Annotated in this window: 18 protein-coding genes; 1 reads left to right on the top strand and 17 read right to left on the bottom strand. The window is 44.8% G+C overall.

Features of this window, described 5'->3' with window-relative positions; all coding sequences use genetic code 11:
- Nucleotides 1-3 precede the first annotated feature (3 nt).
- From ruvA to GTK07_RS08050, 17 genes are all read right to left on the bottom strand, one after another.
- Nucleotides 4-585 (bottom strand): Holliday junction branch migration protein RuvA, encoded by a 582-nt coding sequence (ruvA, locus tag GTK07_RS08130; RefSeq protein WP_163634787.1) that lies wholly within the window; start codon nt 583-585, stop codon nt 4-6.
- A gap of 36 nt (nt 586-621) precedes the next feature.
- On the bottom strand, nt 622-2,919 hold the full coding sequence (locus tag GTK07_RS08125; RefSeq protein WP_163634786.1) for an NADP-dependent malic enzyme: 2,298 nt from the start codon (nt 2,917-2,919) through the stop codon (nt 622-624).
- A 136-nt stretch (nt 2,920-3,055) separates the two neighbouring features.
- On the bottom strand, nt 3,056-4,381 hold the full coding sequence (locus GTK07_RS08120) for an MFS transporter (protein WP_163634785.1): 1,326 nt from the start codon (nt 4,379-4,381) through the stop codon (nt 3,056-3,058).
- A 129-nt stretch (nt 4,382-4,510) separates the two neighbouring features.
- The gene (gene queG / locus GTK07_RS08115) at nt 4,511-5,431 is read right to left on the bottom strand and encodes a tRNA epoxyqueuosine(34) reductase QueG (protein WP_163634784.1); all 921 of its coding nucleotides are present in this window, start codon (nt 5,429-5,431) and stop codon (nt 4,511-4,513) included.
- Between the two features lie 41 nt (nt 5,432-5,472).
- Complete coding sequence (locus GTK07_RS08110; protein ID WP_163634783.1) at nt 5,473-5,883, bottom strand: DsrE family protein; 411 nt, start codon at nt 5,881-5,883, stop codon at nt 5,473-5,475.
- Nucleotides 5,884-5,893: 10 nt separating this feature from the next.
- Nucleotides 5,894-6,571, bottom strand: a complete 678-nt coding sequence (locus tag GTK07_RS08105; RefSeq protein ID WP_163634782.1) for a Tat (twin-arginine translocation) pathway signal sequence containing protein — start codon at nt 6,569-6,571, stop codon at nt 5,894-5,896.
- Between the two features lie 12 nt (nt 6,572-6,583).
- Nucleotides 6,584-7,660: a c-type cytochrome gene (locus tag GTK07_RS08100; RefSeq protein WP_163634781.1), complete on the bottom strand. Its 1,077-nt coding sequence runs from the start codon at nt 7,658-7,660 to the stop codon at nt 6,584-6,586.
- 206 nt (nt 7,661-7,866) lie between these two features.
- Entirely contained in the window at nt 7,867-8,889 is a 1,023-nt protein-coding gene (gene ruvB, locus GTK07_RS08095; protein WP_163634780.1) for a Holliday junction branch migration DNA helicase RuvB, read from the bottom strand.
- 81 nt (nt 8,890-8,970) lie between these two features.
- Nucleotides 8,971-9,795, bottom strand: coding sequence for a GIN domain-containing protein (locus GTK07_RS08090; protein ID WP_163634779.1), 825 nt, complete (start codon nt 9,793-9,795; stop codon nt 8,971-8,973).
- A gap of 115 nt (nt 9,796-9,910) precedes the next feature.
- Entirely contained in the window at nt 9,911-11,725 is a 1,815-nt protein-coding gene (locus GTK07_RS08085) for a cytochrome c oxidase subunit I (RefSeq protein ID WP_163634778.1), read from the bottom strand.
- A gap of 42 nt (nt 11,726-11,767) precedes the next feature.
- Nucleotides 11,768-12,826 (bottom strand): cytochrome c oxidase subunit II, encoded by a 1,059-nt coding sequence (locus GTK07_RS08080; RefSeq protein WP_163634777.1) that lies wholly within the window; start codon nt 12,824-12,826, stop codon nt 11,768-11,770.
- Between the two features lie 28 nt (nt 12,827-12,854).
- Entirely contained in the window at nt 12,855-14,192 is a 1,338-nt protein-coding gene (locus tag GTK07_RS08075; RefSeq protein WP_163634776.1) for a quinol:cytochrome C oxidoreductase, read from the bottom strand.
- 17 nt (nt 14,193-14,209) lie between these two features.
- Nucleotides 14,210-14,779, bottom strand: coding sequence for a c-type cytochrome (locus GTK07_RS08070; protein ID WP_163634775.1), 570 nt, complete (start codon nt 14,777-14,779; stop codon nt 14,210-14,212).
- Between the two features lie 4 nt (nt 14,780-14,783).
- On the bottom strand, nt 14,784-15,311 hold the full coding sequence (locus GTK07_RS08065; RefSeq protein WP_163634774.1) for a DUF3341 domain-containing protein: 528 nt from the start codon (nt 15,309-15,311) through the stop codon (nt 14,784-14,786).
- Between the two features lie 2 nt (nt 15,312-15,313).
- Nucleotides 15,314-17,035 carry an NrfD/PsrC family molybdoenzyme membrane anchor subunit gene (gene nrfD / locus GTK07_RS08060; protein ID WP_163634773.1) on the bottom strand — a complete coding sequence of 574 codons (1,722 nt, stop codon included), beginning with the start codon at nt 17,033-17,035 and terminating at the stop codon, nt 15,314-15,316.
- Nucleotides 17,036-17,068: 33 nt separating this feature from the next.
- Nucleotides 17,069-20,203 (bottom strand): TAT-variant-translocated molybdopterin oxidoreductase, encoded by a 3,135-nt coding sequence (locus GTK07_RS08055; RefSeq protein ID WP_163634772.1) that lies wholly within the window; start codon nt 20,201-20,203, stop codon nt 17,069-17,071.
- A 33-nt stretch (nt 20,204-20,236) separates the two neighbouring features.
- Complete coding sequence (locus tag GTK07_RS08050) at nt 20,237-21,580, bottom strand: cytochrome c3 family protein (RefSeq protein WP_163634771.1); 1,344 nt, start codon at nt 21,578-21,580, stop codon at nt 20,237-20,239.
- A gap of 235 nt (nt 21,581-21,815) precedes the next feature.
- Between GTK07_RS08050 and GTK07_RS08045 the strand changes: the two genes are divergently transcribed.
- Nucleotides 21,816-22,190, top strand: a complete 375-nt coding sequence (locus tag GTK07_RS08045) for an SPOR domain-containing protein (protein ID WP_163634770.1) — start codon at nt 21,816-21,818, stop codon at nt 22,188-22,190.
- Nucleotides 22,191-22,205: the final 15 nt, after the last annotated feature.

The following is a 22,205-nucleotide window of genomic DNA, read 5'->3' as shown; positions in this document are numbered from 1 at the left end:
TAGTTACAAATTTTTCAGCGCCAGTTTTATAATGTTCTCTACGCTAAGCGAAGTGTCTTGGGCAACGACCTTGTCCACCACCTTTTCAGATTGCTTTCTGGTGAAACCAAGAACCTCTAATGCAGATAACGCTTCTTCTTTATTTGTATTGTTTGTTTGGGATGAAACTTCACCCATATCATAGACTTTCAAAATCTTGTCCTTTAAGTCCAAGATTACTCGTTGTGCCGTCTTGGCCCCAATGCCCTTTACGGCTTGGATCGTGGCCACATCACCTCCGGCAATGGCATCCCTAACATCACTTGGGGAAAGGGAAGACAACATGGTACGCGCCGTACTGGAACCCACCCCGGAAACGGAAATCAATAATCGGAAGATTTCCCGTTCGGAACGCTCTGCGAATCCGAATAAAGTATGGGAATCTTCCTTGACCAATAAGTGGGTGTGCATGTGAATGTTCTCCTGATCTTTGAGCATGGAAAAGGTGTGAAGAGAAATGTTCAAAAAATAGCCTACCCCATTGCACTCCACAATTACGTAGGTTGGATTTTTTTCTACCAGTTTTCCTCTTAAATGTTCTATCATCAGGTTTTCGGATTGCTTATGTTGCGGGTTATGGATTTACTCCTCACCCATTCGAGCTTTTCTTCTTTTTTCCCTTTCCTGGGCATCAATAACAGCTACGGCAGCCATGTTCACCATTTCATCTACGCTGGCACCCAATTGAATGATGTGGGCCGCACGTGGCAAACCAACCATGATCGGACCAATGGAATCGGCATTGTTCAACCCTTTCAACAATTTATAAGTGATGTTGGCAGATTCCAAATTCGGGAAAATAAGCGTGTTCACCTTTTTACCGGATATCTTGGAAAAAGGAAAATTATTATTGGAAAGTTCAGGACTTAAAGCAAAATCCGTCTGGATTTCTCCGTCCACTACCAATTCAGGGTTGCGTTCGTGTAAAATGCGCACCGCTTCCCTAACTTTTTGGGCATGCGGGTGAGCCGATGATCCAAAATTGGCATAGGACAACATGGCCACCACGGGATCAAAACCAAAGGTTTTGGCCACATTGGCCGTCATTTGAGCAATTTCCGCCAATTGTTCAGCATCCGGGTCTATGTTGATGGAGGTGTCCGCCAAAAACAAAGGTCCCCTTGCAGTGATCATAATATTCACGGTTGATGCATTCTTCACTCCTTTGGCCCTTCCCAATACCTCAAAAACGGGACGAAGCACACGTGGATATGATCGGGAATAACCTGAAATCATTCCATCTGCATCGCCTTCTTGCAACATCATGGCACCAAAATAGTTGCGTTTGCCCATGTTCACTCTGGCACTATACCTGGTCTCCCCTTTTCTTTGCCTGGATTCCCAGAGTTTTAATGCATATCTCGTTCGCATTTCACGGAATTCATCGGAACGCGGATCAATGATCGGCACCTGTGCATCAAAATCAAGGTCTTTCTTTAACTGTTCAATAGTTTCCTTATGACCCAAAAGTATAGGTTGCGCAATACCTTCGTCATGCACAATCTGGGCAGCCTTCAGTACATCCAACAATTCTGCTTCCGCAAAAACGATACGTTTTGGATTGAGCTTGGCCCTGTTATGCATCAAACGCACTACTTTGTTATCGTTGCCCGAACGTTGGTATAATTCCTCTTCATACTTGTCCCAATCCTGTATAGGTGCTTTGGCCACACCACTCTCCATAGCGGCCCTAGCCACGGCAGGCGGGATTGTAGTGATCAAACGGGGATCGAAGGGTTTTGGAATGATATAATCCTTACCAAAAGTCAGACGTGTAGTATCGTAGGCAATATTTACCTGTTCCGGAACGGATTCGCGGGTTAAATCGGCCAACGCCCTAACAGCCGCCATTTTCATTTCCTCATTGATTTTCGTGGATCTAACATCCAAGGCTCCCCTAAAAATAAATGGGAATCCGAGTACATTGTTCACCTGGTTGGGATGATCGGAACGACCAGTTGCCATGATGATGTCCTTACGGGTCTTACAGGCCAACTCGTATTCGATTTCCGGATCGGGATTGGCCATGGCAAAAACAATCGGGGTATCCGCCATAGAAAGCAACATATCCGGAGTAACCACATTGGCTATGGAAAGTCCGATAAAAACATCGGAATCCTTCATGGCTTCCTCAAGGGTATCAATTTTTCTATCTGTGGCGAACTCCAATTTCTCTATACTGAGATTGGGCCTATCACTTCTGATCACACCCTTGCTATCCAACATCACGATGTTTTTGGCACTTGCCCCGAAGGCTTTGTACAATCGGGTGCACGAAACGGCTGCGGCCCCTGCACCACTGACCACGATTTTTACTTCCTCAATTTTTTTATTGGCTATTTCCAATGCATTCAACAAGGCTGCCGCAGAAATTATGGCCGTACCATGCTGATCATCGTGCATCACGGGAATATCAAGTTCTTCCTTTAGGCGTCTTTCAATTTCGAACGCTTCGGGAGCCTTGATGTCTTCCAAGTTGATACCTCCAAAAGTCGGGGCAATGGTCTTTACCGTCTCGACGAACTTATCCACATCTTCCGTATCCAACTCAATGTCTATTCCGTCTATATCGGCAAAAATCTTAAAGAGCAAACTTTTTCCTTCCATTACCGGTTTGGATGCTTCGGGACCTATATTTCCCAATCCCAAAACTGCGGTTCCGTTTGAAATGACGGCTACAATATTTCCTTTGGCGGTGTATTTGTAAACGTCGTCCTTGTTCTTTTCAATTTCCAAACAGGGTTCAGCTACCCCCGGTGAATAGGCCAATGCCAAATCACGTTGAGTGGAATAGGGTTTTGTGGGAACAATCTTTATCTTTCCAGGTTGGGGCTCTGCATGATATTGCAATGCCTCCCGTCTTTGTTTTTCCTTGCTCATAAGTTAGCCAATGAATCGGTAAAGTTAGGGCATTCCGATATTTTTAGGGAACATTACGACAATCAAATATTTATATCATATTACCCAAATGGACCTGAAATGCAAATGGGACGGTATTTGATTGGCATCCTGAAAGTTATAACCCGATTCTGGATTTGTTTGGGTCTTTGGGCATGTTCAACCGGGTGGCCAAAAGTCCGGCGATCACAAAAAATGTCCCGGCAAAAAGCATCACATTTACGGAGTTTGCCCCTAAAAAATTCTTGAATATGGGACCGAAGGATACTGTTTGGATTCCCATCGGGATTACAATCATCATATTCAAAATGCCCATATATACCCCCCTTCGTTCTTGTGGAACAATTTTGGATACCATACTATAGGGAATCCCCATCATGGCCGCCCACCCAATACCGAACAACACCATGGGGAACAACACAAAAACAGGATCCGAAATGTAAGGAATGGATATCAAGGCAATGGCGGTGCCAAAAAGACTGAGGGCATAGACTTTTTTGCCTCCAAACCGAAGGGTAAGCGGCACCAAGATCAAAGCTACGACCGCTGTGACCACATTGTAAGTGGTACTCATTTTGGCCGCTTGGGCCGCCGCTTCGGAAGTACCATATCCCATGGTCACCCGGAACAATGGCGTTATAAACTGCCAATACACAAAAAGGGCATACCATTGAAAGAGGTATACGGCCGAAAGTCGCCACATAAATCCGGGCATTTCCTTAACTGCGTGCCTAATTTCCACAAACGGCATCTTAAACCTTTCGGCAAAAGGTAGATTTTTATGCCTGTTGATTTCTTCCAACTCAGCATCCGTTGGTGGAATTTCTGGAGTTTTGAATACGGACCATGAAATGGTCGCAATGGAAAGAAACGACCCAATAAAGAACGAATAGTATAGCCATTTCGGAATGGTCCCTTCAATATCCTGACCCCCACCAAACCAATCCTGGAACAAAAAGAGCGAGGCATTGGCCAACAAGATTCCCGCCCCAACAAATAAACTTTGCATTTGGTATCCCATGCTCAATTGTTCATCGGGCAATTTATCGCCTACAAAAGCACGGTAAGGCTCCATGGCCATGTTGTTGCCCACATCCAAAATCCATAGGAGACCAACGGCAAACCAAAGGGCGGGACTTAACGGAAAGGCAAAAAGACACAAACTACCCATAAGGGCACCTATCAGAAAGAAGGGTTTTCTTCTACCCCAACGTGGTGACCAAGTCTTATCTGAAATAGCCCCTATCAAAGGTTGAATCACCAATCCAGTAACCGGCCCCGCAATATTCAAAATGGGAAGGATTTCCTCTTTTGCCCCAAGAAATAGAAAAATGGGATTGATTGCACTTTGTTGCAAGCCAAAGCTATATTGGATTCCAAGAAACCCAACGTTCATATTGAAGATTTGCCAAAAGCTGAGTTTGGGTTTTATTCTGTTGAGCATAGTCTGAGTTTGGTTAATTTTCTACAGCATATATCTTGAAATGTGAATTTATCAAAATATGTGTGTTAATATAGCATTTTTCGTTATTTCAAGCCTTTTAATTTGAAAACAAACCATCTTTCATGGCAATCACTCCTTCAAAAATGTAATATTTCGCCTTAATCCTTCCCATTTGGTTCGTTTCACGGCTGATTTCTTGAAAATTTCCTGAAAAACTTCCTCGGTAATTTCTTCCCAATCCTTTTTGGAATAGTTAAGCAAATCCGGATTGGGGTTGAAAAGTGGTTCCTGGTGTGGGGCTGAAAAGCGGTTCCATGGGCAAACATCCTGGCACACATCACAACCGAACATCCAATCGTCCAATTTTCCATGAAACTCGGATGGGATTTCATTTTTCAATTCGATAGTAAAATAGGATATGCACTTACTACCATCCACTACATAAGGTTCCACGATGGCTTGGGTAGGACATGCATCGATACAAGCCGTGCAGGTTCCGCAATGATCCGTTACCGGCGTGTCATAATCCAACTCTAGATCTACAATAAGTTCGGCGATAAAGTAAAAAGACCCTACTTGCTGGGTCAACAGATTACTGTTTTTGCCGATCCAACCCAAACCACTTTTGGCTGCCCATGCCTTGTCCAAAACGGGTGCCGAATCTACAAAGGCACGCCCGTGCACCTCCCCAATTTCCTCTTGAATGAAATGGAGCAATTGTTTCAGTTTATCCTTTATCACAAAGTGATAATCGGTACCATAAGCGTATTTGGAAATTTTGTACGCATCTGGATTCTGGCTTTCGGAAGGAAAATAATTCAACAACAGGGAAATGACCGATTTGGAGCCTTCCACCAATTTGGTGGGGTCCAAACGTTTGTCAAAATGGTTTTCCATATACCTCATTTCGCCATGCATGTTCTGGTTGAGCCATTTTTCCAGTCTGGGAGCTTCAATTTCCAAAAAACCAGCTTTGGAAATACCGCACGACAAAAAACCGAGGCGTTTGGCCTCGGTCTTGATTTGTTGTGTCCATTGGGTGGCGTTCATGCCCTAAAGTTAGCAGATATTCGGATGAACTAAAAATACATTCAGTTCACTTCCTTGATGTACCCCCAACCTTCCTGCTGTTTCATCACGATTTCAAAAATCCCGTCCGGGACAGAGCCCACTCCAGGAATCAGATCATCATGTACCATCTTATGGCGTTTCATGGTCTGCTCACAGACCACCACCGATACATTGTCCCTTTTTACCATTTCGGTCAGGGTTTCCCCAGCTACGGAAGCTTTTTTATCCACCATTTCAATGGCACCACTGTAAATGACCATTTCAAATTGGGAATCGGGATAGGCCTCGGCCATCAACCGTAAATGCTTGGCTGCAGTCCGATGGACTTCCGGATTGGCGCTGGTTACATCAAAAACTACCTTTATGGGTTCTTTCTGTGCAGAAAGCAAACCTGTCATTAAAAGGCAAACGAATAAAACGAATGTTCTCATGATTTCACCTTTACTCTCCTGCAAAAATATAACCACATCCTTCCTCCTGGGCCCTCCCCAATGCCCAAACTCCTGAAGGTACAATCTGGATTCCGGGTAACACGGCAGCCTTCCACTCCTCGTATACTTCACCAGGATCTTTACCTGCGGCCTGGGCAGCAAAACTGCTGTACACGTTCAAAGCCAAATTACAAACACAGAACATAGCTCCCCTACCTATCATATCCTTGATACCCTGTATCATTGGAAGTGGAAAATCTCCTTCTTGCGGTTCGTAATAGGGGTTTCGATCGTAAACGGTACCATCCGCCTTTTTAACATGGAACATTTCCCCAAGGGGATATTTTTTCCAGAGGTCATCATGTAAAGCCAAGGGAATACCATCATGGCGTAAAACCGTCATAGCCGTTACATCAATATCTGGCGACCCCATCTCATTGTTGGACAAGTAGTAGGCCCAATTCCATATAATCGGAAATCCTTTGTGGGGATAAGAACCGTCGTACACTACACGGTGGCTTCCCTTAATGGTTTTCATCCAAGCCTCTGCATCATTCATTATTGAATGTGAAAAATCTGCCATTCCTGTCAACGCAGGATTGGAAAAAGCCGATAATGTGGATGCAGTGGCACCCAGCATCATCGCTCCCATAAACTTTCTTCGCGATGTTGCATTTGTTGTTTCCATTATTAATTGTGTTTATTTGGTTTTTTTGAGCTGATACTCCTTTTGGTAGAATTCCATAATGGGTTGGAATGGTCCCAGCTGATGCTGTTCCTCTGAGAAAGGATCCACGTATGGGCCGTAGGGCGTGGAGACAGGTTTTTTAAGAAGATTTGGAAAGTCGGCTTCCCGATTGGCCTTGGAGGGCCGAAGCTGCTGGTTGATGAACCCGGCCACGTCATAGGCTTCTTCATCCGTCAAAATTGGGTTTTCGTATGTAGTGCCAAAGGGCATATTGGCCTTAATAAATTCTGCGGCGGTGATGACACGGGTCATTCCGGCTCCATTGTTATAGGAATCCGGGCCCCACAGGGGTGGGTAAAGGTACAAATCGCTATCGGCCATTTTCTGGCCTTGACCGTCCGCTCCATGGCAAACCGTACATTGTTGGTCAAATACTTTTTTGCCATGCTCCAAATCCACGGCCCGGTTAGGTAGTTCCAAGGTCACGAAACCTTGACCTTCAATCTTTCCATCTGGGGGAGTCGTTCTTCCCAACCAATCCATATATGCCACCAAGGCCACCATGGCTTCGTTGTCCTCTGGCATCATCCTGCCGTTCATGCTCCGTTCCATGCAGCCGTTTATCCGTTGCTGGATGGTTCCTATTTTGTCTTCACGGCCACGATACTGCGGAAAACGTTTGACCACACCAATAACAGGAGCCGCAAAAAGCTGGGTTCCTCCATTCAAGTGGCAACTGGCACAGGCCAAATTGTTGCCTGCAAATATTTGATTGCTATCGGTTTGTTTGGGACCAATATGCAGCGGGGTATTCCTGAAAATTTCAAAGCCTTTTTTGATCAGGTCGTTTTCAGCAGAAGCGGTTAGTTGGTTGACGTCATATTCACCATATACCATACTTTCCGATATCGCTTCTGTGGAAAGCAACCCATCCAAGGCTCCAAAACGCAACATCAAAATGACAAACGAAAGAAGCATGATCATCCCCATTCCAACTCCGACTTTAAGGCCAAGCTTTTTGATCTGAAGGGAAAGTGCATGCCCATCTTCCAAGTGCGATGGTTTCGTGTTCTTTATTGGTTCACCCATGAGGTAAAAAGGTTGCGACCATCATTCAAAAGAAATTCAGTTCTAAACGTAAAATTGGGGACTAGCACCTTGTTTTTCCATCATGGAATAGTCAAAAATTGATTCTAAAAACACCTAAACCACTGATAAACAAAGTACTATGTAAGATACAAAAAAGAAATGGATTTTTTAACACTTTTGACGCCTGCCTAAAATGAAAGAAGTTTTTAAAAAAGACCTCCCTGAACGCCTCCTTTGATCCTTCCCAAGTGTTTGTACGCCAATTCGGTAACCTCACGCCCTCGCGGAGTACGCATGATAAATCCTTGTTGGATCAGGAAAGGTTCGTACACTTCTTCAATGGTCTCGGCACTTTCCGAAACCGCAGTGGCCAAGGTCGTAATCCCCACCGGACCACCCTTAAACTTATCGATGATGGTGGCCAATATCTTATTGTCCATTTCATCAAGGCCATGGGCATCCACGTTCAACGCCTTAAGACCAAATTGTGAAATACCAATATCGATGCTGCCATTTCCTTTGATCTGGGCAAAATCCCTTACCCGTCTCAACAAAGCATTACAAATCCTAGGGGTGCCCCTGCTCCGTCCCGCAATTTCAATGGCGGCCTCTTGGGAAATGGGCACTTTTAAAATCTCAGCACTTCGCTCTACAATGGTGGACAACAATTCGGTATTATAATATTCCAATCGACTTTGGATACCGAACCTAGCCCGCATGGGGGCCGTCAGCAAACCTGATCGCGTTGTTGCTCCAATCAAGGTAAACGGGTTCAGGTTTATCTGAACGCTTCGGGCATTGGGTCCCGTTTCGATCATGATGTCAATCTTGTAATCTTCCATGGCGGAATACAGGTATTCTTCCACAATGGGACTCAATCTATGTATCTCGTCAATGAAAAGCACATCGCGTTCCTCCAAGTTGGTCAATAGACCCGCCAAATCACCCGGTTTGTCCAATACGGGGCCAGAGGTCACTTTGATGTTCACTCCAAGCTCGTTGGCCAGAATGTGGGCCAAGGTAGTCTTCCCCAATCCGGGAGGACCGTGAAAAAGGGTATGGTCCAAGGCTTCACCACGAAGATTGGCCGCCTGCACGAACACCTTCAGGTTTTCCAATACCTGTGCCTGCCCGGTAAAATCATCAAAAGAAATGGGCCGTAATGCCCTTTCAATATCGAGTTCTTCTTGGCTAAAATTATCCGCTGTTGGGTCTAAATGTTCGTTCATCGCTTAACAAATATAGTCCAAAACGACATGGCAGGAAACATTCTTCGAGGAATGAAAAATAAGTACTTTAGGCAACCAAGTTCATTCCATCTTTTTGATGAGCTGCGAAGTATCCAAAAATTCAAGAACGGTTATTTGAGGGGTTCCATAGAGGTATACCTTGGAATTTCCCTTAATGCTGAGTTCAAGGTCTCGAAAGGCATATACCCAAGCACTGGGATCGTTCTCCATAGTGAGGATCAGGTTGCCCACTTCCATTTTTTCACCCTTCAATTTGGCGTCGCCCATTAACTTGGCCTGAATCCTATCCGAGGTACCTTCAATGGCCAAGGTCGCATTTCCTTCCAGATCTACCAACCCGGTTTCATTCACCGCATATACAAAAGCCTCTGCCCTGTGGCCCATACTAATGTTCAACGAATCCACATCCACATTGAAATTACCCTTGCTGTTATCTTCCAAATTGATATCCATAACGGCCGCATTTGCCTTGATATCCAATCTGGTCTGATTGAAACCATCTACAAAAAGCTCATCGCTTTCTATGATATCCTTTGAAACGACACTGCCATCCTTTAGGGTTATAGCCCTTAAATCGGTATAGTTGATGGTGATATCAAACTGTTTTTTTGCGGTAACATCATAATAGGAACTGATAATCAATGTACTATCCTGCACATTGAATTTTAGGATGTCAATCAAATTATCATCCGCCACAACACGATAACCCGGTCCGTATGATCTTTCGAGGACAATATCCAAATTATCATTGAGCACAATGGCATTGAACGAGGGCAGTTCCTCACTCACTTCGGTAACAATGCGGCTTCCCTTTATCTTAGGTTTTCGTTGCCCCATGGAAAACAAGGGCAGGAGCGCGATCAATAGCAGAATTATCTTTTTCACAGTGAATTGTTTTGGGGTATCGGTTGCCTAAAGATATTATAATTATATACATATCAGAGCACTACAAACAAAAAAGCCCATCCTAAAGGATGGGCGCTGTATTTGGTTCAACTTATTAGTGGTTGAGTTCTTCCTCGTTATCCTGCAAGGGGACGTTCTGTGGCACGAAATCCTGTCCTGCAATGATGTACTCCCCGTTCTCATAGGTCTTACTGTAATCGTAAGCCCAACGATATACGTGGGGGATTTCCCCTGGCCAGTTTCCATGAATGTGCTCTTGTGGAGTAGTCCACTCCAATGTATTGGAACTCCATGGGTTAACAGGTCCTTTTTTACCGTAGAAAATACTGCTGATAAAGTTATATACGAAAATCAACTGGGCCAGACCTGCAATGATGGCGAAAACGGTCATCAATACCTGTACATTGGTCAATTCATCGAACATTGGGAAAGCAGTGTTCTCATAGTAACGTCTTGGCACACCGGCCATACCTACAAAGTGCATAGGGAAAAATACCCCATAAGCACAGATAGCGGTAATCCAGAAATGTACATACCCTAAGTTCTTGTTCATCATCCTACCTTGGAACATTTTAGGGAACCAGTGGTAAATACCGGCAAACATTCCGTAAAGGGCCGAAATACCCATTACCAAATGGAAGTGCGCAACAACGAAGTACGTATCGTGAACGTTGATATCCAACGTACTGTCACCTAATATGATACCTGTAAGACCACCAGTGATGAAAGTAGAAACCAATCCGATGGAGAACAACATTGCCGGGTTCAACTGGAGGTTACCCTTCCAAAGAGTGGTGATATAGTTAAATGCCTTTACCGCTGATGGAATCGCAATCAACAAAGTTGTAAAGGTAAATACCGATCCCAAGAACGGATTCATACCTGATACGAACATGTGGTGACCCCATACGATTGTGGATAAGAAAGCAATGGCCAAAATAGAGGCCACCATCGCCCTATATCCGAAGATAGGCTTTCTGGCGTTGGTAGACATTACTTCCGAAGTAATACCCAAAGCTGGTAGCAATACGATGTATACCTCAGGGTGTCCCAAGAACCAAAACAAATGTTCATACAATACGGGGGATCCTCCTTGGTAATGCAATACTTCACCTTGAATAAAAATATCCGAAAGGAAGAAAGAGGTACCAAAACTTCTGTCCATGATCAACAACAACGCTGCGGACAACAACACTGGGAAAGAAACCACACCGATGATGGCGGTCACAAAGAAAGCCCAAATAGTCAATGGTAAACGTGTCATGGACATTCCCTTGGTCCTCAAGTTGATTACCGTAACGATATAGTTCAACGAACCTAATAGGGATGATGCAATAAATATAGCCATGGATACCAGCCAAAGGGTCATACCCATTCCTGAACCAGGCTGTGCCATGGGCAATGCGCTCAATGGAGGATAAATGGTCCAACCGGCTGCTGCGGGTCCTGCTTCAACAAACAATGAGATGATCATGATCACACTGGAAACAAAGAACATCCAGTAAGACACCATGTTCATAAAACCAGAGGCCATATCCCTTGCACCGATCTGCAATGGAATGAGTAAGTTACTGAAGGTTCCGCTCAATCCCTGTGTCAATACGAAGAAAACCATCAACGTACCGTGGATGGTTACCAAAGCCAAATAAATATCGGCATCCATAACACCTTCAGGTGCCCATTTGCCCAAAACAGCCTTGAAAATCCCGAAAGACTCCCCGGGCCATGCCAATTGCATTCTAAACAACAATGACATTGCAATACCTACGAATCCCATGATCAGACCAGTGATCAGATATTGTTTGGATATCATCTTGTGGTCTTGACTGAAGATATATTTGGTTACGAAGGTCTCCTTATGATGATGCCCGTGATCTTCGTGTCCGTGTTCGTGTGCAGTAGCTGACATAATCTCTTTTAAATTTTGTATTGGTTCTTTTCCTTGCCTGTATTATTCCGCGGGAGCCATGCTGGCCTTAAAGGTCTTCTGCTCCGCCATCCATTTATTGAATTCCTCTTCGGTCTCCACAATGATCTTCATTTGCATGTTATAGTGGGACTTACCACAAATCTTATTACAAAGCAAGAGGTAATCGAATTCCCATGGATCTGAATTCGGCAAGCCTTCCGCAGCCTTTTTGGCCCTGATCTCATTGGTTCTCCTCACCTTTTCCACCACATCGGGGTTCAAACGCATTTCCTCAGTGGTTACAGTTGGTGTGAAGGAGAACTGAGTAATCATTCCGGGAACACAGTTCATCTGTGCCCTAAAGTGTGGCATATAGGCCGAGTGCAATACATCTTGCGACCTCATTTTAAAGTTTACCTTTCTACCAACGGGCAAATGCAGTTCTTTAACAATAACATCATCATCGCCATTGGGATCGGATTCATCGATTCCCAAAACGTTGGCCCTATCGATATCGATCAGGCGTACGTTGGCATCCCCAAGCACATTATCGGCGCCTGAATAACGCGCAGTCCAGTTGAACTGCTGCGCATAAAGTTCCACTACCATGGGGTCATCATCCTCATTGAAATCCATGATGTTGCTCCATGTGTACAATCCCCAAAGAATCAAACCTGCCAAAACGATTACCGGGATAATGGTCCAGATGAACTCCAAACGGTCGTTGTCCGCAAAGAAAAGTGCCTTTCTGCCTTTCTCACCCCTATACTTGAAACCAAAGTAGTGCAACAAAGCTTGGGTTATGGTCTGTACAAAGAAGATGATCGCAAAGGAAATCCACATCAATTGGTCATAATCACCTCCGTGTTCCGAAGCAGCTTCCGGCAATAACATTTTACCATAGCTCACAAAGCTAAAAATGGTGATTCCGTAGATGAAAATAAGGAATCCGAACAAAAGATACCCGTTGTTCTTGTTATCGGAGTCGTTCGCAATCTCGGCGTACTCTGTTTTAGCTTGTGACAATTCGAAAATCTTGGTCATTTGCCAAATCGCAATCGCCACCAATACCAGAACAGTCAATGTTAATAATGCAGTCATCGTTTATCTATCTAAGACTTAAATCGTATTAATAATGAAAATGCTTACTTTCCTCAATGAACGGGTTACGTTTGGGCTGCAATGGAGCCTTCGTCAAGGTGGTGAACACCCAGAACACAAACAAACCACCAAAGAACAGTACGCCACCAATCTCTGGCAATCCAATATACCACTGATCTCCGACCGTAGCTGGCATCACCATGTTGAAAATATCCAAATAGTGACCTGCCAATACCACAATACCGGCCATTACCACAAACCAGTTAACCCGTTTGTAGTCGCTGTTCATCAACACCAACAATGGGAACACAAAGTTCATGACCAACATTCCAAAAAATGGCAATTTGTAATCTTGGAACCTTGCGATGTAATACGTTACTTCTTCAGGGATATCGGCATACCAAATCAACATGAATTGGGAGAACCATAGGTATGTCCAGAAAATGCTGATACCGAACATGAACTTGGCCAAATCGTGGATGTGGCTGTTGTTTACATTTTCCAAATATCCTCTGGATTTTAGGTAAATGGTCACCATGGCGATAACGGTAATACCGGATACGAACATACTAGCGAACACATACCATCCGAAAAGAGTACTGAACCAGTGTGGATCCAAACTCATGATCCAATCCCATGACATCATGGACTCGGTAACCAAGTAGAACACCAAGAAACCGGCGGACCACCTAAAATTCTTTACAAAGTTGCTGTTGTCATCAGACGCATCTTGAGCCAAGGACAATTTTCTGGAGTACTCCCTGTAGAAAATCCAACCGCCCAAGAAAAGGGCAGCCCTAATTAAGAAGAATGTTGTGCTCAAATAGCCTGATTTGCCTTGCAACAGTTCATCATGGGCAACGGTATCGGCATCCATCCATACGAACAAGTGGTTCATATGAAGGGAAGAAAGAACCAAGATCACAAATACAATGATACCACCAGGCACCAAATATCCGGTGATACCTTCCATCACCCTGAACAATAATGGGGACCAACCAGCCTGTGCGGCCCTTTGAATGGCATAGAATGCCAATACCCCCAATGAAATCATAAAAAAGAAGAAAGCGGCAACATATAGCGCAGACCAAGGTCTGTTCTGTAATTGATGCAACAAATGCGTATCATGTGAAGCATCATGCCCTTCTTCGTGGGAAGCTTGTGCACCATGGCCCTGTTCCTCTCCTTGGCTCTCCACAGCAGCTTCTGCGTGGCCACCTCCATGTCCTTCTTCATGTACCGCTACCATGGCCTTGGCCTCTTCCACTGTTGATGGGGCGGATACAAAACCTATTACCAATAAAATTGCCCCGAGGGCCATGGCAATGAAAGATCCTATTCTAAGTCTGTTTGAAAAGGTGTACATAGTTTGCTCTTATCCAATTATTTTGTTAGGTCTTCCTTTAATTTCATCACATATTCGGATACCTGCCACATCTCCTCTTCATTGGCGAACTGAGAAGCGTAGGAACCCATGGAATTCAATCCGTAGTAGATGGTATGGTATGCCGTACCCACTGTAATGTTACGGGCCATATCATCATAACTGGGAACACCCAATATTTTTTCACGTTTTACAAGATTACCCTGTCCGTCTCCTTTGGCACCATGGCAAATGGCACAATAGATATCGTACAGTTCCCTTCCTTTGGCCAAATCGGTTTCCATGTTCAAGGAATCCAATGGACTTGGGTTCAATCTTGCCAATTCTTTTCCTTCCGGAGTGTTTTCGAACTCATAGGGCATGTAACCTCTGGAGATGGTACCTTCTACCGGCAACATGGCCTCGGTTCCGTCAGGGAACAAGCCATTGTCTATACCTTGATAGGTTTCATAACCAACGGGTTCGTACATGTTCGGCATGTATTGGTAGTTTGGTCTGTTCTTATCGGCACAGGATACCACGAGCAGTACCAAGACCAAAGCAACACTTATTTTACCTAATTGCTTCATATTATTAAAACTCCTTTTCTGTAACTTTTACTTCTACCGCTCCTGTTTCCCACAAAAGATCGGCAAGTTCCTTTTCATTGTCGTGCACTCCGATTTCCATCAAAAAGTGGTCGTCGGTAGTACGTTTATCAGGGTTTTCCGCTTTTTTGAAAGGCCACATCCTACTTCTTAAATAGAAGGTAATCACCATCAAGTGGGCCGCGAAGAAAACCGTTAATTCGAACATGATCGGTACAAAGGCCGGCATGTTTTCCAAATAGCTAAAACTTGGCTTACCACCAATATCCTGTGGCCAATCCTTGATCATGATATAGTTCATCATGACAATAGCTACGGTAAGTCCCAAACAGCCATACATAAAGGAGGTGATCGCAATACGGGTACCTGCCAATCCCATGGCCTTGTCTAGACCGTGAACAGGGAACGGGGTGTACACTTCCTCTATATGATGGTGCTCTGCCCTAACTTTTTTTACGGCATGCATCAACACATCGTCATCGTTGTAAAGTGCCTGAATAACTTTTGATGCCATAATTACTTTTTATCTTCGTTTAGTTTTTTCGCCTGTCCGGCCCAATCATCACGTTGTGCTCTTCCTGGGAAGGAACCGGTGATGGAATCCAACAGGTCATATTCCTTTTCGGTCATTCGGCTAACCTGAGCAAAGGTGTAGATACCAATTTGGTTCAACGTCTGCTCCATTTGAGGACCGATGCCCTTCACTTTCTTCAGATCGTCCGCAGTCTCCGTTTCTGGATTGAATGTTCCAATAGTCTCCAACAAAGTCGATACATGTGCTTCGTTTGCTTCCACTTTTGGAGTTTCTGCTACTGCAGTTTTTCCTTTTACAGCAGGCATTTCATATAAAGGCTTACCTGCTTCACGTAATTTTTTGTACTTCTCACCAGAAGCCTTCAAGATGGATTTTACTTCCGCTTGGGCGATTACCGGGAATGTTCTGGAATACAACAGGAACAATACGAAGAAGAATCCGATGGTTCCCACAAAGATTCCGATATCCACAAAGGTTGGGGAGAACATGGTCCAAGAAGATGGAAGGTAATCCCTGTGCAATGAGGTTACAATGATCACGAAACGCTCGAACCACATCCCGATGTTTACTACAATGGAGATGAAGAATGAGAACATGATACTGGTACGTAGTCTCTTGATCCACATGAACTGTGGAGAGAACACGTTACAGGTCATCATGGACCAATATGCCCAAGCATAAGGACCGGTTGCCCTGTTCAAGAAGGCATACTGCTCGTATTCCACTCCGGAATACCAAGCGATGAACAACTCGGTGATATAGGCACATCCTACGATGGAACCCGTAATCATGATCACCAAGTTCATCAATTCAATATGTTGTAGGGTGATATAGGCTTCAAGGTTGCACACTTTTCTCATGATGATCAAAAGCGTGTTCACCATGGCAAATCCAGAGAAGATCGCACCGGCAACGAAGTACGGTGGGAAGATGGTGGTGTGCCATCCTGGAATTACCGAAGTGGCAAAGTCAAAAGATACGATGGTGTGTACGGAAAGTACCAATGGAGTGGCCAAACCTGCCAAAACCAAGGAAACTTCCTCAAAACGTTGCCAGTCTTTGGCACGACCTGTCCAACCAAAACTCAAGATTCCGTAAATCTTTTGTTGGAAAGGTTTTACCGCCCTATCCCGGATCATGGCGAAGTCAGGCAAAAGACCTGTCCACCAGAATACCAAGGATACGGACAAATAGGTTGAAATCGCAAATACGTCCCAAAGCAAAGGTGAGTTAAAGTTCACCCAAAGGGAACCGAATTGGTTCGGGATAGGAAGTACCCAGTAACCCAACCATGGACGACCCATGTGGATGATCGGGAACAAACCTGCCTGAACAACGGAGAAAATGGTCATCGCTTCCGCAGAACGGTTGATCGCCATTCTCCATTTTTGCCTGAACAGCAAAAGTACGGCCGAAATCAGGGTTCCAGCGTGACCGATACCCACCCACCACACAAAGTTGGTGATGTCCCAGGCCCAGTTTACGGTTCGGTTAAGACCCCAAACCCCAATACCCGTGGAAACGGTATAAATGATACATCCTAGACCCCAAAGGAATGCCACAAGGGCAATGGTGAAAACAATCCACCATTGTTTGTTGGCCCTTCCCTCAACCGGACGGGCAATGTCCACTGTTACATCGTGGTATCCTTTGTCTCCGACAACTAAGGGCTTTCGAATAGGTGCTTCGTAATGCGACGCCATAATTTATCTTCTAGTTACTTCTTTTTTATTTGATTAAGCCTCTGTGGTGTTACGTACCTTAACATGATAGAACACATTGGGTTTGGTTCCTACGTGCTCCAACAAGTGGTACATTCTATCATCTTCCTTCAACTTGGCCACTTTGCTTTCTTTATCGTTCACATCACCAAAGACCATGGCTCCAGTGCTACAAGCTGCTGAACAGGCTGTTTGGAACTCACCATCCTTGATCACCCTTCCGTCCCTCTTGGCATCCAAGATGGTTTTCTGGGTCATTTGGATACACATGGAGCATTTTTCCATCACACCACGCGAACGAACATTCACATCGGGGTTGATTACCATTTTACCCAAATCGTTGTTCATATTGAAGTTGAACTCGTCATTGTTGTTGTACAAGAACCAGTTGAACCTACGAACTTTATAAGGACAGTTGTTGGCACAATACCTTGTACCCACGCAACGGTTGTATGCCATGTGGTTCTGACCTTGTCTGCTGTGAGAGGTTGCCGCAACTGGGCAAACCGTTTCACAAGGAGCGTGGTTACAGTGCTGGCACATTACCGGCTGGAAAGCCACCTGTGGATTGGCCGATGGATCTTCCATTGACCTGAATCCGCCCAAGGAGCCTTTTTCTCCCCATAGGCCGTCCATACTTTCCTTTTTCTCATTATCTTCCTCAAAAGTCTCTTCGGAAGAGTAGTATCTATCGATGCGCAACCAGTGCATATCACGGGAACGACGCATTTCTCTTTTACCTACAACAGGAACATTGTTCTCTGCATGACAAGCGATCACACAAGCCCCACATCCTGTACAAGCATTTAAATCGATGGACAGATTAAAGTGGTGTCCGATGGAACGATCAAAAGATTCCCAAAGGTCAGCATCCGGAGATGTAACAGGGATTTCTTGATGGTTCAAAGTAACTTGAGGCATGTGGTTCCACTCGGCGTGATCTTTGGTATTGAAAATCTCCAAGGTAGTTTCCTTGATGATATCTCCCCTACCCATCAACGTTTTATGGGATTGGATACAGGCAAATTCGTGTGTACCAACAGCTTTTTCTACTGTTACGGACTGTACGTTGGAGAAATTGGAATACAAGGCATAAGCGTTTACACCATTGATCATCTCCTCCTGCATGCCTGCTTTTTTGCCATATCCGAAAGAAAGACCAACTGTACCTACTGCCTGACCTGGCTGCACAATTACCGGAACATTGTCCAATACCTTACCATCCACAGTCAATTTCACGTAGCTACCGTTCAATCCCCCATCAGCAACGATTTCATTTTCAAGGCCCCACTTTTCGGCATCGGCTTTGGAAACGGTTACGTAGTTATCCCAAGACACCCTTGAAATAGGGTCTGGAAACTCTTGCAGCCAAGGGTTGTTGGCCTGACGACCATCTCCCATACCCGTTTTGGAATACAATACCAATTCGGTACCGGCACTAGTGGCGTTTACCAAGGAACGAATCGCAGAAGCGATAGGCACCACGGTGGTTTCTTGAGCTTCGGTTGCATCAGCTGAAACAGCCTCGGCAACTTCTTCGGTTTCTATAGTTGGAGCCATGAAAACACCATCTTGCAAGGCTTTGTTCCACGAACCACCTTGAAGCACATCGGTACTCCATGTCTCCTTAATATAGTCGTAGTATGTTTTTTCACTGCCCATCCAGCCCAACAAAGCGGTCTGGAACTGTTTGGTATCGAACAACTCGCGGATAGCAGGTTGCATCAAACTGAATTGTCCTTTTTTGAACTGGGCATCACCCCAAGACTCCAAATAATGCGAAGCAGCCCCAACGTAAGACGCAGCTTGCGCCGTTTCATCATTACTGAACGAGAAGGCCACGGATAAATCCACTTTTTCAAGTCCGGATACAAACTCTTCCGCATTCGGAAGGGTGTACACAGGGTTCACACCATCCATCAACAAAGCACCTACACGACCTGCATTCATGTCGGCAATCAACTTGGTTACCTTAGCCGTATCCCCTTGGCGGATGTATTTTGGATTTTCAGCATCGAAAGCCTCACTGGCCAACAATTGGTTGATGGCCAATACGACGGTCTGTGCATTTACGTCGTTAAGACCACTGACCACAACGGCTTTGCTTCCCGCTTTTTTAATTTCAGCAGCTACTTTTTCAACAGCATCATCCACATCTGAAGTACCACCACCAACATTACTGCCATTCAATTTGCCATACAATTTGCCATACAATTTGGCCAAGGCAATTTTCTGTTGGGTCGGGGTCATCAAGTAGCGTTTGTCGGCATTGGCACCAGACAGGGACATGTTAGACTCCAATTGGATGTGTCTAGACATTTTACCATGTTTGGGAACTCTACCTTTGGCGTAACCACCATCAAAACCACCACCTTGCCAATCTCCAAGGAAATCAGCTCCGAAAGAAACAATCAATTCGGCTTTTTCAAAGTCGTAATCGGCCAAGGCACGTTCGCCATAAGCCATTTGATATGCATTAAGCGCGGCATCCTCGGAAATGGCATCGTAAACCACGTGGCTTACATTTTCACCATAGGCAGCCTTGAACTCAGCAATCAATTTGTCCGTAGAAGGACTCGCATACGTTTGGGTCAATAGGACCACTTGCTTGCTGGAGCCTTTCAAGCTGTTCAATTTGGCCCTTACCGTGGCATCAAGAACCTTCCATTCGATTGGTTCTCCTTTTGCCAAAGGACCTTGAACTCTTTTACTGTCATAAAGGGAAAGTACGGAAGCCTGCACCCTGGCATTGGCACTTCCAAGAACCTTGGCATCGGTATTGTTCTCGATCTTGATCGGTCTTCCTTCCCTGGTCTTCACCAAAATGCTGGCAAAGTCAAATCCATCGGCAATGGTGGTAGCGTAGTAGTTGGCCACACCCGGAACAATTCGGTCCGGCTGCACCACATAAGGAATGGATTTGTGCACTGGGCCCTCACAGGCAGCAATGGTAGCCGCTGCTGTACTGAAACCCACATATTTCAAAAAGTCCCTTCTGGAGGTATTGGAGGCCGACAGGTTTTCCTTATCGCCCAAAAACTCATCAACGGGAATCTGTTCTGTAAACTCGTTGTGTCTTAGCGCCTCAACAATGGAATCGTTCGGATTCAACTCCGCTTCACTTTTCCAATATTTCTTGTTTGATGCCATACGATATATCTGAGATTATCTGCTTTTTAATTCTTAATAGTGACACTTACCACATTCGATACCACCCATCATGGCAGCGGTCAACTGCCCAACGCCATATTTCCTGGATAGTTCTTCATGAATGGCCTCGTAGTATTCGTTGCCTTCCATCTTCACGTTGGTGGTACGGTGACAATTGATACACCATCCCATGGTAAGCGGGGAGAATTGCTCCACGATTTCCATTTCCTCAACCGGACCGTGACATGTCTGACATGCAACACCGGCTACGGTTACGTGTTGGGAGTGGTTGAAGTAGGCAAAATCGGGAAGATTGTGGATCCTCACCCATTCTACAGGTTGTGTCTCACCTGTGTATTTTTGGTTCTCCTCATCCCATCCAACGGCCTTGTACAATTTCTTGATCTCACCAGTATAGAAATCATTGGTATGTCCCGCAGCCAAATCCTCAGCAGAAGGTCCTTCAGGATTTCCAGCGTATTGGTAAATGGATTTGTGACAGTTCATACACACATTCAATGAAGGAATACCCGAAGTTTTGGAAACCCTAGCAGAGGAGTGACAATATTTACAATCGACCTTGTTATCACCTGCATGAATTTTATGAGAGAAGTGAATTGGCTGAACAGGAGCATATCCTTGATCCACCCCAACTTGCATCATATAACCGTAAGCAAAGTAGGCACTGGCCAAAAGAAGGAAAATAGCGGTCACCAAAACCAAGAACTGGTTTTGCGCGAACGCCTTCCAAATGGGCAATCTCTTTTCCTTTTCCTGCTCGAGAACAACACCATTGGCCTCAGCAATACGACGCAAGGTCTTGTTCACCAAAATCAACATTATCACCAACAGACCAAACACAAGCACCAAAGCACCTAGAATCATTTCATTGGAGATTCCCCCAGATGATCCTGCCGAACCAGCACTGGCATCTGTAGCGGTTGCCGAAGCGACAGCCGGAGTTGCAGGAGGTGCAGCGGTATAGGCAAGGATATCATCAATATCCTGATTGGACAAGGTTGGGAACGGGGTCATGGCCGCTTGGTTGTACTCCGCATAAAGCGCAGTGGCATAAGCATCACCAGAGGCAATTACCCCAGGGCTATTCTTAACCCAGGCATATATCCATTCGCGACCCAAGCCGGCATCGTCTGCCAAACGCTGCTCCACATTGGCCAAGGCAGGTCCGGTCATCTTGCGATCCAACGCATGACAAGCGGCACAGTTTTGGTTGAAAAGCTGTTTTCCTTTGACAGCATCACCCCCACCTGTTTCAGCGGCGGCCGTTTCTTCCTGTGCGTAAAGAGATGTGGAGAAAAGTAGGAGAGTTAAACCTAAAACTTTTGAAAATAGATGGCGGTATAAAACCTTTTTCATATTTACGAAATTTCTATCGAAATCCTTGGCACGATTCTTTCTATTGAAATTGAGAACAATAGCTTTTTGCGCTACCAAGAGTGGCAACAAAAGTAAGACATACAGGCATTTTTTAAAATGTTAAGGTATTTATAACATCTAATTTATAAAGATTCTAAATAAACTGGCTCGATCCGGTTTCGGACATAATAAATTACATTTGCACCAACAGATAATCCAAAAATACCGGAACAATATGAAAACTCCCGTATTTACTGCTATTTTGATAGGTTTAACACTTCATCTTTCCGCACAGGAGGGCAAGGTGACCATTCAGCAAGATCCAAAAATTGACCAATTGGTAAAATTATATACCGACGTAAATTCAAAATCTGGATTTTATCAGATTCAAGTAGGTTTTGGGGACTACCAAAAGGCCCAAAATCTAAAATCCCAAGTAGAGATTGATTTTCCGGATTGGTACTCCAAAATCGAGTTTGAATCGCCCACCTATCGTGTAAGATTGGGCAGGTTCAAGACCAAATTGGAAGCGGAACGAAAGTATCTTGAGGTTCGAAAGAAATATCCAGATGCCATGCTCCTAAAACCGGAGAACGAATCCAAATCATAAAAAAAATCCCGCCAT

Origin of the sequence: Flagellimonas sediminis (genome assembly GCF_010500845.1) — a bacterium.
GTDB lineage: Bacteria > Bacteroidota > Bacteroidia > Flavobacteriales > Flavobacteriaceae > Flagellimonas > Flagellimonas sediminis.
Note: the sequence above shows the minus strand (reverse complement) of the source record. Positions and strands in the feature narration are given on the sequence as shown.